We start from the raw sequence: 16,128 nt of genomic DNA on the forward strand, positions 1-16,128 counted from the left end.
CAAAATCCAATAAATGGTCCAAATGACACAAGGATTTTTTTGAATTTTCAAGAAATATATACTAGATCTTTCACATTTTTTCTAAATACAAAGGGGGAAACACATTGAAAAAGGGGATCATTCGCTTTCTGCTTGTAAGTTTTGTCTTATTTTTTGCGTTATCCACAGGTATTACGGGCGTCCAGGCAGCTCCGGCTTCTTCAAAAACGTCGGCTGATCTGGAAAAAGCCGAGGTATTCGGTGATATCGACATGACGACAAGCAAAAAAACAACCGTTATAGTGGAATTAAAAGAAAAATCCTTGGCAGAAGCGAAGGAAGCGGGAGAAAGCCAATCGAAAAGCAAGCTGAAAACCGCTCGCACAAAAGCAAAAAACAAAGCAATCAAAGCGGTGAAAAACGGAAAAGTAAACCGGGAATATGAGCAGGTATTCTCAGGCTTCTCTATGAAGCTTCCAGCTAATGAGATTCCAAAACTTCTCGCGGTAAAAGACGTTAAGGCAGTGTACCCGAACGTCACATATAAAACAGACAATATGAAGGATAAAGACGTCACAATCTCCGAAGACGCCGTATCTCCGCAAATGGATGACAGTGCGCCTTATATCGGAGCAAACGATGCATGGGATTTAGGCTACACAGGAAAAGGCATCAAGGTGGCGATTATTGACACTGGGGTTGAATACAATCACCCAGATCTGAAGAAAAACTTTGGACAATATAAAGGATACGATTTTGTGGACAATGATTACGATCCAAAAGAAACACCAACAGGCGATCCGAGGGGCGGAGCGACTGACCACGGCACACACGTAGCCGGAACTGTGGCTGCAAACGGAACAATTAAAGGCGTAGCGCCTGATGCCACACTTCTTGCTTATCGTGTGTTAGGGCCTGGCGGAAGCGGCACAACGGAAAACGTCATCGCGGGCGTGGAACGTGCAGTGCAGGACGGGGCAGATGTGATGAACCTGTCTCTCGGAAACTCTTTAAACAACCCGGACTGGGCGACAAGCACAGCGCTTGACTGGGCCATGTCAGAAGGCGTTGTCGCTGTTACCTCAAACGGCAACAGCGGACCGAACGGCTGGACAGTCGGATCGCCGGGCACATCAAGAGAAGCGATTTCTGTCGGTGCGACTCAGCTGCCGCTCAATGAATACGCCGTCACTTTCGGCTCCTATTCTTCAGCAAAAGTGATGGGCTATAACAAAGAGGACGACGTCAAAGCGCTCAATAACAAAGAAGTTGAGCTTGTCGAAGCGGGAATCGGCGAAGAAAAGGATTTTCAAGGGAAAGACCTGACAGGCAAAGTCGCCGTTGTCAAACGAGGCAGCATTGCATTTGTGGATAAAGCGGATAACGCTAAAAAAGCCGGTGCAATCGGCATGGTTGTGTATAACAACCTCTCTGGAGAAATTGAAGCCAATGTGCCAGGCATGTCTGTCCCAACGATTAAGCTTTCATTAGAAGACGGCGAAAAACTCGTCAGCGCCCTGAAAGCTGGTGAGACAAAAACAACATTCAAGTTGACGGTCTCAAAAGCGCTCGGTGAACAAGTCGCTGATTTCTCATCACGCGGCCCTGTTATGGATACGTGGATGATTAAGCCTGATATTTCCGCGCCAGGGGTCAATATCGTGAGCACGATCCCAACACACGATCCTGGCCATCCATACGGCTACGGATCAAAACAAGGAACAAGCATGGCATCGCCTCATATTGCCGGAGCGGTTGCCGTTATTAAACAAGCCAAACCAAAATGGAGCGTTGAACAGATTAAAGCCGCCATCATGAATACCGCTGTCACTTTAAAGGATGGCGATGGGGAAGTATATCCGCATAACGCTCAAGGCGCAGGCAGCGCAAGAATCATGAACGCAATCAAAGCCGATTCGCTCGTCTCACCTGGAAGCTATTCATACGGCACGTTCTTGAAAGAAAACGGAAACGAAACGAAAAAAGAAACGTTTACGATTGAAAATCAATCTTCCATTAGAAAATCATACACACTGGAATACTCATTTAATGGCAGCGGCATCTCCACATCCGGCACAAGCCGTGTTGTGATTCCGGCACATCAAACCGGGAAAGCCACTGCTAAAGTAAAGGTCAATACGAAGAAAACAAAAGCTGGCACCTATGAAGGAACGGTTATCGTCAGAGAAGGCGGAAAAACGGTCGCTAAGGTACCTACATTACTGATTGTGAAAGAGCCCGATTATCCGAGAGTTACATCTGTCTCTGTCAGCGAAGGGTCTGTACAAGGTACCTATCAAATTGAAACCTACCTTCCTGCGGGAGCGGAAGAGCTGGCGTTTCTCGTCTATGACAGCAACCTTGATTTCGCAGGCCAAGCCGGCATTTATAAAAACCAAGATAAAGGTTACCAGTACTTTGACTGGGACGGCACGATTAATGACGGAACCAAACTTCCGGCCGGAGAGTATTACTTGCTCGCATATGCCGCGAACAAAGGCAAGTCAAGCCAGGTTTTGACCGAAGAACCTTTCACTGTTGAATAAGAAAAAGCCCTGCCGAATCGGCAGGGCTTTTTAAAGATCAGTCAGCAAACGCCTCCTGCAATAAGCGATACGATCGGAGCTTGTCTTCAAAATGATGTGTAATGGTCACCACCATGATTTCCTCTGTTTCATACGCTTTACTCAAAGCTAGCAGCTGCTTCTTAACCTGTTCTTTCGTACCAACAATCATTCGATTTCGATTATCAGCAATTCGTCTCTGTTCATAAGGGGAATACGTATTTTTCCGAACAGCTTCATACGAAGGAACTCCCTCTAAAGGAATACCCTGCTCCCCTGCCAAAAGCGTAAAATCGAGCACAGCCCCAAGCTCCTCTGCCTTCTCCTCCGTGTCAGCACAAAGAACAAAAACAGCAACTGCCGCTCGGGGCGTATTCCCTAACACAGACGGTTTGAATCGTCTCTTATACTGTCTGACAGTACCCTCTCCGCCCTCTCCATTGATAAAATGGGCAAACATATAGCCAGCGCCAGATTCAGCTGCGAGCAACGCGCTTTCTCCAGATGAGCCGAGCAGCCACACATCCGGAGCCGTTGAAATATGCGGCGCAGCCGTCAGATTCGGAAAACGGTGTTTATCATCCGCCAAATCATGCAAATACATGGTCAGCTCCTTGATTTGCTGCGGATACTGATCAGCATTGCGCTTACCGCCGTCATTCAGCGCCCATGATGCAATCGGCATTCCCCCCGGTGCTCTGCCAAGCCCTAGGTCAATTCTTCCTGGTGTCAGCCCCTCCAGAACACGAAAGTTTTCAGCTACTTTATAAGCACTGTAATGCGGCAGCATGACTCCTCCTGATCCAACACGAATTCGCTTTGTTTTCGCCGCTATATGACTGATCAGCACCTCAGGACTGGACCCTGCCAGCCGTTTTGAAAAGTGATGCTCAGAAACCCAAAATCTCTTATATCCAAGGTCCTCAGCAGCTTGGGCAAGCGCAACGGTTTGCTGTAAGGCCGTTTCTGCATTGCTGCCCTCTGATACTGGAGATTGATCTAATATACTTAATGAAACCATCCCTACCACCTCATCCTCATCGTATCACTGATCTTCTATTTTTTCTCCAAAGCCGCTCACACTGCTTATCAGTGTCCCCTATCATTCGCCATTTATTTGTGAAAGCCTGTCCCTATTTGTCGGAATATGTTACACGTGAAACATAAAAACCCCTCCAGACGGAGAGGTTTGCTTTAGTTTTTATTAAAGCCCTTTTCTTTCACGTAGTCATTTAAATACGTACGCGGCTTTTGCTTCATAAAGTTCAGTATTTGATCGGACCACGTTTCTTCCCGCTGCCCGTTTGTTCTTTCTCTATAGTAATCAGAAATGGTTTTGTCATACGTATTCATAGTATGACGGAAATCGTCTTTGTTCACATTATACGTATTCTCATGATAAACAGCCTGCTTTGGCAATCTCGGTTTTTTGCCAGAAAGGTTCGCAGGATGGCCTACCGCCAGTCCGAAAAGCGGGAGCACATGGTCAGGCGTTTGCAGCACCTCTGTCACCTTGTCCAGCTCATTCCGAATGCCGCCGATATAGCAAATGCCAAGCCCCATAGATTCAGCGGCAATGCTCATATTTTGCGCTGCCAGCGCCGCATCAATCAAGCTAACCATAAACATTTCTGTATTCTCGAGCAGCTCAGAAATATGTTCACCTTTTTCCTCAGCCAGTTGTTGATGGCGGTACAAATCCGCACAAAATACAAAAAAGTGTCCGTTCTTCTCAACGTAAGGCTGATTCCCAGCAAGCACGGACAGCTCACGTTTTTTCTCAGGATCAGAAACCCCGATAATCGAATATGCCTGCACATAGCTGGATGTAGACGCAGCCTGCGCACTTTTCACTAATGTATCAATTTCTTCAGCTGTCAAAAGCTGATCAGTAAAAGACCGGATTGACCGATGGTTCAAAATGGTTTCGATTGTGTTATTCATCACAAAAACCTCCTTATCACTTTTTATCATATCCGAAAAAAAGTGATCTCAAAAGTGAAATGCTCTGCACAAAAAAAGACAGCCTCTGTAAAGGCTGTCTGCATATTAAGAATTAAAAAGATAACTTCTGTATTTCGTCAGCTGCACACTTGCATTATATACAATCCCAAATCCGATTAACGTGGATAGTGTCGAGCTTCCCCCATAGCTGACAAACAGCAGCGGAATCCCGGTAACAGGCATAATGCCGATGTTCATTCCGATATTCTGGAATGTGTGAATCACAATTAACGCCGTATAGCCAACGCAAAAGAAAGAAGCGAAACGGTTAAACGGATGTATTTTGTCTATCAGAACGACAAGCCTGTAGATTAAAAAGAAGAACATGATGACAACAATTGCACAGCCTATAAAGCCAAATGACTCACCTATTATAGAAAAGATAAAGTCAGTCGTACTCTCTGGAACATAAACCTTCAAATTAGAAATACCATTACCTAAAATACCACCAGATCCTATTGCCATGATGGCCTGGTCAACTTGCCAGCTGTCATTTGAATCTTCCTGTGTCTCATTTGAAGCAGACACCCAAGAAGTGACCCGCTTAATTTGATAGTCCTGTATTCCAACTGATTTAGCAACGTCAGGAAAGTTTATCATTACTAATAAAATTAATGAAATGAGTAAGATACCTGAACCAGCTATGATCGCAATCAATTTCCAATTTATCCCTGACATAAAAACCATTACAAGAACGATAAACATACATATTCCCGCAGTCCCAGCATCCTGCATCAAGATAAGACCTACAGGAATAACTGCGACACCCGCAATCTTTAATAACAAGTGGATATCATCCCTAAGCGTCCGAACTCCTTTAGGATTTGCTTTTCCAATAACTGAAGCAAGCATCATAATCAAACCAACCTTCATAAACTCTGACGGCTGTATTGTTATTCTACCGATCCTAAACCAACTTTTTGCCCCTTTAATAACAGGTGCAATAGACTCGGGACTGATTTTAAGAACAATCAAAGATAAAATACCAATAATAAAAATATATAAACTTAACTTTTCAAGCTGTTCTAAATCAAAGTATAAAAGAACTGTAATGGCAACAGCCCCCAAAAGATAAAACACAATTTGCTGAATCCAATCCGTGTTCCCATACTGCCCAAACTGACCGGCAGCATAAATTGATACTACGCTTATAATAAAAAACACACCAAATATAAAAATCAAATCCCCCTGGTAAAAGGGGCTTTGCTGTTTCTTATATCGACTCATTCTATCCCGCCTTACATTTTCATCGGAAAATCACTAATGTTTATTATACATGAACCACGTTCAAGATGACACGTGAAGCTCGCTTCCTTTTATGTTTTTTCAGCATTTGCGGCGCTTTTTCAGCTACACGAAATATGACGTATCATAAACCGAAATGTTTCGATTGACACAAAACTTTTCAAATGAAAAAAACGCCATACCAATAGAATTTGTTAAAAAACGAATGCGATAATGTGTTATGTTCCCAAATAATGTGATACCTCATATAGAAATAGCTAAAAATTCAGAGCCCCATGCCCATACATTCTCCTAGCACATTAAACGAAAAAATAAGACGATAGATCCAGTCCATTTCTGCAAAAACACGTATCAATTTCTGGAAAACATGGTATAATAATTGTAACAGAATGTTCAAAAAACAATCACAAAACAGACACAACTCAGTTCCTCTATTTCATTTTTGTAAACGTTATCACAAAATGAAAGGAGACGGGTATGATGGACATGTTTTTTGCTTACTTACTGGTTGCAAGCGCAACGCCTCTCTTTATTTGGCTTGATAACAAAAAAGTCGCACTCTCAGCTATTCCGCCAATCATTTTAATGTGGGTATTCTTCTTCTTTTACGCAACAGAAAGCCTTTCTCCACTTGGACACACTCTCATGATTATCTTGTTTGCCGTCAACGTCATTGTCGCTCATATCGCTGCATTTATCATTTACGGTCTTCCGTATCTTCGCAGAAAGCGAAGCAGCTGAAGACAGCAAAAAACCCTCTTCCAATGAAGAGGGTTTTTGTATTATTCGTTATGGCCTGAATGCTCTGAGTGTTCAGCGCCTCCAGGAGGATTTCCGTCCATATGGTCACCATGGTGATAGTGAGCCGCGAAAATCCAGATGGATCCAAGTACGATAACGATCGCGCCAAAGAATCCGAACAGCGTGTTTCCGACTTGGATCGTGCCGTTTTCGCTCTCTGTCATGTGCATGAACATGAGAAGCTGGAGCGCCGCCTGGATGAAGGCGAAGCCGAAAATGATCCAAAGTTTTGCTGATGAGCTTAGGTCAGTATACACTGCAACCCATAGAGCCAGCAGGGTCAAAACGATAGACAGTGCAAAACCTACAATGTGCTTCCATGGAAAGTGACTGTGTTCAGCAGATTTGTTTGCCATTTTACAGACCCCCCAATCCCATGAGATAGACACCTGTGAAGATGAAAATCCATACAACATCTAAGAAGTGCCAGTACAAGCTTGAGATAAAGATTTTAGATGAAGTTTGCGGAGTTAAGCCGCGTTTCTTCAACTGAATCAGAATTCCTGTGATCCAGAAAATCCCGATTGTTACGTGAGTTCCGTGAGTTCCAAGTAAAACAAAGAATCCAGACCAGAACGCACTTGTACCGAGAGATGCTCCTTCATGTACATAGTGGACAAACTCGTTGATCTCGCACCCGACGAAGCCGGCACCGAGAAGAAGAGTGATAATTGTCCAAATGACTACGCCTTTTAAACTTCCGCGGCGCATTTCATGAACAGCGATCCCGCAGGTAAAGCTGCTGATCAGCAGCAAGAACGTCATAATCATTACCAGATTGACTTCAAATAGTTCGTCTGGCAAGACACCTCCAGCTGTTCTGTTTTTAAGAACGAAGAAGGTTGCAAATAGTGTTGAGAACAACACAATTTCTGCCCCTAAAAAGATCCAAAACCCGAGAATATTAAGTCTGCCGGTTTCAGATTGATATTCCATAGGCGCGTTAGAATTGCCGTGTTCTGCATGTTCCATAACTCACGCCTCCTTATTCGGAAATCTTTCTTTCCGTCTCTTTTATTTCATCAACACTAATGTAGTAGCCGTTGTCGTATTCGAATGAACGCAGAACCATGCAGAGCAGGACTCCGATCAATCCGACTACGCCCATCCAGTACCATTCAAATACCAGTCCAAAGCCAGCGAGACCGAAGGCAACAGACATAAAGAACGGTCTGCCTGAGTTGCTTGGCATATGGATTTTTTTGAATTTGCTTTCAGGGTATAATTCAGTTTTTTCTTCTTTCATATGCAGGAATGCATCTTGAGATTTGACTTCAGGAAGCACCGCAAAGTTGTAATGCGGCGGAATCGCAGAAGAAGTCGCCCAATCAAGCGTACGTCCCACACCCCATGAATCTCCGCTGATTTCACGAGTAGAGTAACGGAAGCTGTAGTAGATGTTATAGCAAAGGATTAAGAATCCTACACCCATCATGAAAGCTCCGACAGTTGAGATAAAGTTCAATGTTGTCCAGCCGTCGTTCGGTCCGTATGTGTAAATACGGCGAGGCATGCCTTGTAACCCCAAGAAATATTGCGGGAAGAAACAAATATTGAACCCGATCATAAAGATCCAGAAGAACCATTTTCCGATTCTTTCGTTCAGCTTGTGGCCGAACATTTTTGGATACCAGAAAATAAATCCGGCGAAACAAGCAAATACAGTACCCGCGATCAGCACATAGTGGAAGTGAGATACAAGGAAGTACGTATTATGGTATTGATAATCCGCTGCTGCCATCGCAAGCATAACCCCTGTAACCCCGCCGATAACGAAGTTAGGAATAAACGCAAGCGCCCACAGCATAGGTGTTGTAAAGCTGATTCGGCCTTTATACATTGTAAAGAGCCAGTTAAAGATTTTAACCCCGGTTGGGATTGAGATTGCCATTGTCGTAATTGAGAAGAATGAGTTAACGGACGCACTGTTCCCCATTGTGAAGAAGTGGTGAGTCCAAACTAAGAAACTCAATACAGAGATGGCGATAATAGAACCAACCATCGCTTTGTAACCAAACAATTGTTTTCTTGCAAAGCTTGAGATGATTTCTGAGAAAATACCAAACGCCGGAAGAATAACGATATATACTTCAGGATGTCCCCAAATCCAGAACAAGTTAGCCCAAAGCATCGGCATACCGCCTGCTTCCAATGTGAAAAAGTGAGCGCCGAACAAACGATCAAATGATAAAAGTGCTAATGCTACTGTAAGTACAGGGAACGCAAACACGATAATAACCATTGTGATCAGTGTTGTCCATGTGAACATTGGCATACGCATTAATGTCATGCCTTTTGTTCTCATTTTTAAGATTGTTACCATAAAGTTGATCCCTGTCATCAGGGTACCGATACCGGCAATCTGAAGTCCGAGGAGGTAGTAGTTCTCACCCGGCCCAGGGCTCATGTCGTTACTTGCAAGCGGCATATAACTCGTCCAGCCTGCGTTCGGAGAACCTCCGATAACGAAAGAAATATTGAAAAGCATCGCCCCTACAAAGAACGTCCAGAAGCTCAGGTTGTTCAAGTAAGGGAACGCAACGTCGCGGGCACCGATTTGAAGAGGCACAACAACGTTGATAAGACCGATTAAGAACGGCATCGCCATGAAGATGATCATGATTGTACCGTGAGTTGTAAAAATTTCATTATAGTGGTTTGAGTCTAAAAAACTGTTATTCGGAAGCGCTAGCTGGGCACGCATCATCAGACCGTCGACACCGCCGCGGAATAACATAATTACAGCAGATATAATGTACATGATTCCGAGTTTTTTATGGTCAACAGTAGTTATCCATTCAGACCACAGCCATTTCCACTTTTTGAAGTAAGTTAGAACAAAAATAATGGCAATGGTTGAAAGCGCAATGGAAACTTGTGCGCCCAGAATTAATGGGTCACCAGTTACGAAAAATTCGTCCCATTTGAATTTCATGCAGGCTTCCTCCTTTCCTGATCAATATCATTCTTCTGTATCATCAGACTTCTTAAATTCGTTTTTCTTTACGTTTTCAAACGGATCTGTTTTAGAGTGCGGTGAAACGGCTTGATAGCCAAGGCGTTTGCGCGCCTCCATCGCGTACTCAGCGTCTTGTCCGTGATCCACGTATTTCAAGTGAGTAGAAGAGAACGTTAATTCGTCCACATTTTCAGGAAGCATCAATTCATCATACTTCTCTTTTGTCAGCTTAGGAGCCTCGTTCTGAGTCTTTTTCACCCAGCTGTTAAAGTCTTTTTCTGTGACTGCATTCACATCAAACTCTTGGTCCGCAAAATGTTCACCTGTGAAGTTCGCATTGCGGCCTTCGTAAGTACCCACTTTGTCAGCCTGTAAGTATTGATCCATCAGCATTCCTGCCATCGCATATTTTTGTCCTCCAAGCTGAGGAATCCATAGCGAAGCCATTGAATCTGCAGATGAGATTTTGAACAAGATCGGGCGGTCGACAGGAATGTTTAAGTAGTTGACCGTTTCAATATCCTGTTCAGGGTAGCTGAATACCCATTTCCAGTCTACCGAAGTAGCATAAACAACAAGAGGCTCTTTGTCTTTTGTTGCTTCAGGAGCTTTTTCTAACGAATATATCGTCTGTACTGTTGGCACAGAAAGTGCAATGACGATTAAAATTGGGATCACTGTCCAGACTACTTCTAAAAACGTGTTACCATGAATTTCTGGGTTATAAGATCCATTATCTTTGCCTTTACGGTCGCGGTATTTTACTAAAATAATGGTAAATAGAACAAAGACGACCCCGACGATAAACAGCATAAATCCGATAGATAACAGGATTAAATCACTTTGCTGTTCAGCTACAGGTCCTTTCGGATCTAGTACTGAAGCATTGCTGCATCCCCCAAGGACGAAAACCACAGTTAACAGCGCTAATACAAGCAACGGTTTTAATGCTCTGAACAAGAAGATCACCATCCTTCCTATTGATGTAATAAATCTGAAGTGCATACTTCCTCAAAATCTTTTCTCTACTTTGTTATGCTATCAAAAACTTCACATATTAGCTTTATTTTTTTATAAACTTCATCCCATTTTCGCTTAAATGTCATAAAATCGACAAAAATCGCTCCAACTTTATTCACATCTATCGCTTAAGATGAAAAGTTTCTAGTTATTTCCGCATATAAGTAAGAAAAGATGATGAAGAACTAATTCTGACAAATAAAGGTTTACCACAATAAAAAACTTAGGTCAATCAAAAGTTTCATTTTGTTAAACTTTCTAGATAGGAATTATTTTTTCCTTGTCTAGCATCTTTTCACACGGTTACCATTTTAACGCATCAAATATTGAAAGAAAAGGCGCAATGAAGAGCCAATATGCTCTGAATTGTCCGTATTTTTTAATGAGAGCATCCAGTTGTTTATCTTATACAAAAAAGAGGAATGATATAAGCAAATAAATAAAAAATAGGATGTGTTGCATGATGAGTTTTCTTATTTCACTTATCGTCGCTATTATTATCGGATGGCTTGGAAGCCTGTTTGTAAAAGGAGATATGCCCGGAGGAATTATCGGGTCTATGATCGCAGGTCTTATTGGCGCCTGGATCGGACACGGGCTGCTTGGAACATGGGGGCCGCACCTAGCCGGATTTGCCATTATTCCAGCGGTAATCGGCGCAGCCATTGTTGTCTTTCTAGTAAGCCTGTTAACCAGAAAAAGAGGATAAAAGCAGCACCCGAAGCGTATGCGCTTTGGGTGTTTGTTTTGCCATAAAAATCGAAAAAGCCTCAACCCTAGCGGTTGAGGCTTTTGACTGGTTTGACGCCCAACTGGTCGATAAACCTTCTGAAGGCCTGTTTTCCTTCCGTTGTCTGTTTAAACACACCGGCGTGTTCAAGAATGCGAGCGAATACATGTCCCAGCTCTTCTTTTATGACTAGATCTGCATTCTCTTTTGTTATGGTTCTTTTTTCCATCATCCGAATAGCCCACTCACTATGTTTTGCCGTGAGCGGATTTTGTTCTAAAGCTGTTTTCGGATCAGCAGAGCATAGCGCCGCTGCTGTTTCTTTCATTTCCTCCTGTAAGCGGCCCGGCAATATCGCCAATCCCATGACCTCAATCAGGCCGATATTTTCTTTTTTAATATGGTGAACTTCCTTATGGGGATGAAATATCCCTAAGGGATGCTCCTCATCCGTCCGGTTGTTCCTCAGTACGATATCGAGTTCGTACAAGTCTCCCCTGCGCCGCGCAATCGGTGTGACCGTATTATGGGGCGTATCGCCTGTATAGGCGGCAATGCCGGCTTTTTCATCGGAATACGTCTGCCACGTGCGGAAGATATGGTCAGCAGCTTCGGCGACATGACCCGGTTCGTCTCCTTGGAGCCTGAGCACAGACATCGGCCACTTCACTAAGGCCAGCGACACGCCGGGATAATCATTTAATTCATAAACGTCTTCCGCTTCTGCACGTGCCATTGGAAAATCATGCGCGCCGCCTTGGAAATGATCATGGCTTAGGATGCTGCCGCCGACAATCGGCAGATCCGCGTTTGAACCGATAAAATAATGCGGATATTGGCCAAGAAATGACAGCAGCCTTTCAAATGTTTTTTTGCTGATCTCCATCGGTTCATGTTCACCTTTTAAGACAATGCAGTGCTCCGGATAATAGACATATGGCGAGAATTGCAGGAACCATTGTTCGTCCTCAAGGATGACCGGAATGATTCTGTGATTTTGCCGGGCTGGATGATTCACGCTTCCCTCGAAGCCGACATTTTCTTTACACAGCAAACACATCGGATAATTTGTCTGTTCCTGCTCTTTTGCAGCCGCAATCGCTTTCGGGTCCTTTTCAGGCTTTGATAGGTTAATGGTCATTTCCAGCTCGCCATATTCGGTCGGCACCGTCCAATGAACATTTTTGGCGATTCTGTCAGTCCGTATATAATAGACATCCTCTGAATATTGATAGAATTCCTTTGTCGCCTGTTTTGGGCCGTATAATGCTTTTGTCTCTTCAAATTTGCGAATGACCTCGGACGGGGCAGGCACAAAACAGCCCATCAGCTTTGCGCTGAGCAGGTCACGGTACGTATCTGTATCCGCTTCCATTCGGCCGGTTTCCTCAGCCCATTTATAGATGGGAGCTAGCAAGTCCGGCAGGCTTTGTGACTGCTTGATGCTGGTGCTGGAGTTCGGCTCGGGATGTGTGATGCCCAGCGCTTCATAAAGACGGTTTCTCGTATATTCCCGATCCCAGATCGAAATCAATTTTCGTTCCAGGCCATACTCAAGCAGCTGTTCCAGATGTTCAATAATACTCATATGTCACTCCCCCTTTAGTTCTCTCGCTCCCTCTCCGATATCCGCGACATAAAAGTCCGCTCGGAGCCCTGTTTTTTCTTGATATCTGTCTCCAACCTTCTGAATAAAATCATCAACGAACTCATCTTTTACAATGCTGATGGTGCAGCCGCCAAAGCCTGCTCCCGTCATTCTTGATCCAATTACACCTTCGTGATCCCATGCCGCAAACACAAGCTCATCAAGTTCAGGGCATGTTACTTCATAGTCATCCTTCAATGAAAGGTGGGATTCCTTCATTAACTGCCCGATTTCATCTATATTGTTCTCTTTGAACATATGGGCCGTCTTAATAGCACGATGATTTTCGTATACAGCGTGCTTTGCCCGGCGTCTGTTCGTTTCATTTTGGATCAGGCTGGAATGCGCATCGAAATCAGAAGGCTTGATGTCGCCCAGTGCTGCAATATCGAGGCCTTTTTTCAGATCAAGCAATGCATCATTGCATTCTTGGCGTCTCGTATTGTAGCTTGAGTCAGCCAATGTCCTTTTTTTGTTCGTGTTCGCGATGACCAGCGCGAGGCCTGAGACATTGAGTTTGCTATATTCATAGTCAAGCGTGTCGCAGTTCAGCAGCATCGCATGATGTTTTTTCCCCATTCCAATTGCAAATTGGTCCATAATTCCGCAATTGACGCCGATAAAATGGTTTTCCGCATGCTGCGCCATTTTCACAAGCTCAAGCGCATCTACTTCAGGATGTAAATAGCTTTGGAGCACGACCCCCATCAGCAGTTCAATAGAAGCGGAAGACGACAGCCCCGCCCCGTTTGGAATATTCCCTGAAAATACAATGTCAAAGCCATGGGGAACTGCATATCCCCTCTGTTGAAATTCATAAATCACGCCTTTTGGGTAGTTCGCCCAGTCGTCTTCTTTTTGATAGCGAATATCGTCAAGGCTGCATTCCTTGATGCCTGCGTTTTTAAAATTATCTGAATACATCCGGACAAGCCCGTCTTTTCTTTCTGCAACAGCAGCATATGTACCCATTGTCAGCGCGCACGGAAATACATGCCCGCCGTTATAGTCTGTATGTTCTCCAATCAGATTCACTCTTCCAGGTGCGAAAAAAAACCGTAATCCCTCTTTTTCTCCGAATACACTTGCAAATATCCCCTTTAGCTCTTCCCGCATGTGCAATCACCTTTCTGGTTTTTATTTTTTATTCCCCTTATTTCTCCATAGAAAACGGCAGATCATATGCTGCAGTCCTCTCATACCCCTTCTTCTTTTGTTTTTTTAAAGACAAGCCATTTGCTCGCAACATAGTTGACGACAACAATGACCGCGTTGTCGAGTATTTTGGCCAAGGTTTCATTTGTATTGAACTGGCCGACAAGAATGATCATCATGCCTAAATCTATGCCGAGAGACAGGACCCGAACGCTGAAAAAAGCAGTGAGCTCTTTCAGCAGGCTCTGCAGATCATGTGTTTTTTGCTGAAACACATATAATTTATTTGTTATGTAAGCAAACAGCACGGACAAAATCCAAGCGGCGACAGTGGCGGCTTTGTAATCCACATTCATGATCTCTACCAATATATAAAAGCTGGCGATATTCACAATGGTTGTGAAAACCCCCATAATGATATACATAATTATTTCTCTATACTTCACTGATGTTCCTCGCTTTCTGAAAAACTTTTCAAAATTCTTGGCCTCTCGTGCTCTCTGTCTAAAGTGAAAAATACCGAGAGTGCGTCTAAAAAGCTGCGGAAGGTGGCTGGCTGGCCCAATACATATGATTGTTTGATGATTCCGTCGAGGACTGCACATATTATTTTAGCCGTATATTCCGGATCAATACAGGCGTCAATCAGCTTTCTCTCCTTCAGCCACTTAATATATAACACATTTTCTTCCACCCACAATTCGTACAGCCGGACATAGGCCTTGCATTTCTTTAAGACTTTATATGTCGGCATGTTCATGGCAAACGAGGTGATGTCCCACGACGGCTTATTTATGTAATAGGAATAAAGCAGTTCTGCAGCGTGTTTTGCAGCCTCGTCCAATGTCAGCGATTTCACTGACTCCCGCTCCATTTGATCAAGATACCCTATAATGATCTTTTTTTTCATCTGACGTTTTTCGAGAAGATACAGCAGAAAATCGTCTTTGCTGACAAAATGAACATAAAATGCTCCTTTGCTGTATCCGGCGGCTCTGCTGATATCTTCTACAGAAACTGGATCATACGCTCGGTCAATCAACAAATTCACGCCAGCGTCTATAAAACTTTCAAATGTTGCTTCTCTTTTAATTTGAAATTTGTTTTTTTTCATATTTTTCTCCTGGCGGTAATGATTACCCTTATATTACACCGGATCAATCTTTAGCGGTATTTATTTCTTTGAACGGTTATGCTATTCGGTTTCCCAGGGGTCATTTTTAATAGGCTAAATGATTTATTTTCATTTACATACTATCCAGTCAGTATTTAATTGTTTATTATTATAAATAAGGTCCATTGGTTATATTAGTCATTTTTTTAGGGAATAGGTAGGTGGTTTTTCCTTCAGTTTGTGAACACCGAGCAACTATGTGTGAAATTTGTTGTACTCGCCTCATCATCGCGCTGGCTTGTCTTTTATTGCCCGCATGTTGCAGGAAAACATTTTATACAATTGGAGGTTACTATGAAAACTCATGTTAAAAAAGATTTGGACAAAGGTTGGCATATGTTAATTCAAGAAGCTAGATCCATTGGATTAGGCATTCATGATGTGAGGCAGTTTTTAGAATCTGAGACAGCATCGAGAAAGAAAAACCACAAAAAAACCGTCCGGCAAGACTAGTCCGAACAGGCGGATCTATGTACCTCTGGCTTTTCTATCATCTGATCTGAGTTTTCACCATATCCTCTATTCAAAAGCAAATCGCTGCGCTGAGCTTGAGGACAAACGGTGTGTCAGCTAACTACGACAGACAGCCGGTGATGCGATCACCTCTTGGCACATGCATTGTCATAAAGAGGTGATGCGAACATGATAACCGTGCTCTGGTAAACAGCAGCTTTGCTGAGAACAAGCTGCATTCGGTGAGGTTTTGAAAGCAAACTCGTTTATACACGGCCGAGCTTGAAAACCTTCGCCTGTCTTTAGACCACTGTGTTCACCTCTTCACGACTTCCTTCTTTTTTCATCCTCCAGATATTGTTCAACGCATAAATCGGACTTTCAGTACATACCTAT

General features: G+C 43.5%; 15 protein-coding genes. 4 read left to right on the forward strand and 11 right to left on the reverse strand.

Annotated features, from left to right (window positions below; genetic code table 11):
- The first annotated feature begins 104 nt into the window (after window positions 1-104).
- The gene (gene vpr, locus AC0OMA_RS19455; protein WP_015384985.1) at window positions 105-2,525 is read left to right on the forward strand and encodes a serine protease Vpr; all 2,421 of its coding nucleotides are present in this window, start codon (window positions 105-107) and stop codon (window positions 2,523-2,525) included.
- 37 nt (window positions 2,526-2,562) lie between these two features.
- On the opposite strand, the gene AC0OMA_RS19460 is transcribed toward vpr, so the two are convergent.
- The 3 genes from AC0OMA_RS19460 to rodA all read right to left on the reverse strand — a co-directional run bounded on the left by AC0OMA_RS19460 (window position 2,563) and on the right by rodA (window position 5,774).
- Window positions 2,563-3,564, reverse strand: coding sequence for an LLM class flavin-dependent oxidoreductase (locus tag AC0OMA_RS19460; RefSeq protein WP_015384986.1), 1,002 nt, complete (start codon window positions 3,562-3,564; stop codon window positions 2,563-2,565).
- A 173-nt stretch (window positions 3,565-3,737) separates the two neighbouring features.
- Window positions 3,738-4,487 (reverse strand): oxygen-insensitive NADPH nitroreductase, encoded by a 750-nt coding sequence (gene nfsA / locus AC0OMA_RS19465; RefSeq protein ID WP_043858905.1) that lies wholly within the window; start codon window positions 4,485-4,487, stop codon window positions 3,738-3,740.
- 105 nt (window positions 4,488-4,592) lie between these two features.
- Window positions 4,593-5,774: a cell shape-determining peptidoglycan glycosyltransferase RodA gene (rodA, locus tag AC0OMA_RS19470; RefSeq protein WP_015384988.1), complete on the reverse strand. Its 1,182-nt coding sequence runs from the start codon at window positions 5,772-5,774 to the stop codon at window positions 4,593-4,595.
- Window positions 5,775-6,269: 495 nt separating this feature from the next.
- Between rodA and ywcE the strand changes: the two genes are divergently transcribed.
- Entirely contained in the window at window positions 6,270-6,533 is a 264-nt protein-coding gene (gene ywcE, locus AC0OMA_RS19475; protein WP_003227411.1) for a spore morphogenesis/germination protein YwcE, read from the forward strand.
- Window positions 6,534-6,574: 41 nt separating this feature from the next.
- Here the strand turns inward: ywcE and qoxD are convergent, their stop codons facing one another.
- The 4 genes from qoxD to qoxA are packed head-to-tail and all read right to left on the reverse strand — an operon-like array spanning window position 6,575 to window position 10,521.
- Entirely contained in the window at window positions 6,575-6,949 is a 375-nt protein-coding gene (gene qoxD, locus AC0OMA_RS19480; protein WP_015384989.1) for a cytochrome aa3 quinol oxidase subunit IV, read from the reverse strand.
- 1 nt (window position 6,950) lies between these two features.
- On the reverse strand, window positions 6,951-7,565 hold the full coding sequence (gene qoxC, locus AC0OMA_RS19485; RefSeq protein WP_015384990.1) for a cytochrome aa3 quinol oxidase subunit III: 615 nt from the start codon (window positions 7,563-7,565) through the stop codon (window positions 6,951-6,953).
- A gap of 13 nt (window positions 7,566-7,578) precedes the next feature.
- The gene (qoxB, locus tag AC0OMA_RS19490; RefSeq protein WP_003227407.1) at window positions 7,579-9,528 is read right to left on the reverse strand and encodes a cytochrome aa3 quinol oxidase subunit I; all 1,950 of its coding nucleotides are present in this window, start codon (window positions 9,526-9,528) and stop codon (window positions 7,579-7,581) included.
- A gap of 27 nt (window positions 9,529-9,555) precedes the next feature.
- Entirely contained in the window at window positions 9,556-10,521 is a 966-nt protein-coding gene (gene qoxA, locus AC0OMA_RS19495) for a cytochrome aa3 quinol oxidase subunit II (RefSeq protein ID WP_010886637.1), read from the reverse strand.
- A gap of 514 nt (window positions 10,522-11,035) precedes the next feature.
- Between qoxA and AC0OMA_RS19500 the strand changes: the two genes are divergently transcribed.
- Window positions 11,036-11,281, forward strand: a complete 246-nt coding sequence (locus AC0OMA_RS19500) for a GlsB/YeaQ/YmgE family stress response membrane protein (RefSeq protein WP_009968363.1) — start codon at window positions 11,036-11,038, stop codon at window positions 11,279-11,281.
- Between the two features lie 67 nt (window positions 11,282-11,348).
- On the opposite strand, the gene galT is transcribed toward AC0OMA_RS19500, so the two are convergent.
- From galT to slrC, 4 genes are all read right to left on the reverse strand, one after another.
- Entirely contained in the window at window positions 11,349-12,890 is a 1,542-nt protein-coding gene (galT, locus tag AC0OMA_RS19505; RefSeq protein WP_181220282.1) for a UDP-glucose--hexose-1-phosphate uridylyltransferase, read from the reverse strand.
- Window positions 12,891-12,893: 3 nt separating this feature from the next.
- The gene (locus AC0OMA_RS19510) at window positions 12,894-14,066 is read right to left on the reverse strand and encodes a galactokinase (RefSeq protein WP_015384993.1); all 1,173 of its coding nucleotides are present in this window, start codon (window positions 14,064-14,066) and stop codon (window positions 12,894-12,896) included.
- An 80-nt stretch (window positions 14,067-14,146) separates the two neighbouring features.
- Complete coding sequence (locus tag AC0OMA_RS19515; RefSeq protein ID WP_003227398.1) at window positions 14,147-14,530, reverse strand: GtrA family protein; 384 nt, start codon at window positions 14,528-14,530, stop codon at window positions 14,147-14,149.
- Window positions 14,531-14,547: 17 nt separating this feature from the next.
- Window positions 14,548-15,219, reverse strand: a complete 672-nt coding sequence (slrC, locus tag AC0OMA_RS19520) for a transcriptional regulator SlrC (protein ID WP_003227396.1) — start codon at window positions 15,217-15,219, stop codon at window positions 14,548-14,550.
- Between the two features lie 354 nt (window positions 15,220-15,573).
- Between slrC and slrA the strand changes: the two genes are divergently transcribed.
- A complete protein-coding gene (gene slrA, locus AC0OMA_RS19525) occupies window positions 15,574-15,732 on the forward strand; it encodes a transcriptional regulator SlrA (protein ID WP_003243648.1) in 159 nt (52 codons plus the stop codon).
- The last annotated feature ends 396 nt before the right edge of the window (window positions 15,733-16,128 follow it).

Source organism: Bacillus sp. AMCV2 (genome assembly GCF_056033925.1).

Excerpts from the sequence above, each read along its gene's own strand:
- nfsA (WP_043858905.1), bottom strand. The coding sequence starts at position 4,487 with ATGAATAACACAATCGAAACCATTTTGAACCATCGGTCAATCCGGTCT.
- slrA (WP_003243648.1), top strand. The coding sequence starts at position 15,574 with ATGAAAACTCATGTTAAAAAAGATTTGGACAAAGGTTGGCATATGTTA.
- qoxC (WP_015384990.1), bottom strand. The coding sequence starts at position 7,565 with ATGGAACATGCAGAACACGGCAATTCTAACGCGCCTATGGAATATCAA.
- AC0OMA_RS19510 (WP_015384993.1), bottom strand. The coding sequence starts at position 14,066 with ATGCGGGAAGAGCTAAAGGGGATATTTGCAAGTGTATTCGGAGAAAAA.
- ywcE (WP_003227411.1), top strand. The coding sequence starts at position 6,270 with ATGATGGACATGTTTTTTGCTTACTTACTGGTTGCAAGCGCAACGCCT.
- rodA (WP_015384988.1), bottom strand. The coding sequence starts at position 5,774 with ATGAGTCGATATAAGAAACAGCAAAGCCCCTTTTACCAGGGGGATTTG.
- AC0OMA_RS19460 (WP_015384986.1), bottom strand. The coding sequence starts at position 3,564 with ATGGTTTCATTAAGTATATTAGATCAATCTCCAGTATCAGAGGGCAGC.
- qoxD (WP_015384989.1), bottom strand. The coding sequence starts at position 6,949 with ATGGCAAACAAATCTGCTGAACACAGTCACTTTCCATGGAAGCACATT.
- qoxB (WP_003227407.1), bottom strand. The coding sequence starts at position 9,528 with ATGAAATTCAAATGGGACGAATTTTTCGTAACTGGTGACCCATTAATT.
- galT (WP_181220282.1), bottom strand. The coding sequence starts at position 12,890 with ATGAGTATTATTGAACATCTGGAACAGCTGCTTGAGTATGGCCTGGAA.
- slrC (WP_003227396.1), bottom strand. The coding sequence starts at position 15,219 with ATGAAAAAAAACAAATTTCAAATTAAAAGAGAAGCAACATTTGAAAGT.
- AC0OMA_RS19515 (WP_003227398.1), bottom strand. The coding sequence starts at position 14,530 with ATGTATATCATTATGGGGGTTTTCACAACCATTGTGAATATCGCCAGC.
- AC0OMA_RS19500 (WP_009968363.1), top strand. The coding sequence starts at position 11,036 with ATGAGTTTTCTTATTTCACTTATCGTCGCTATTATTATCGGATGGCTT.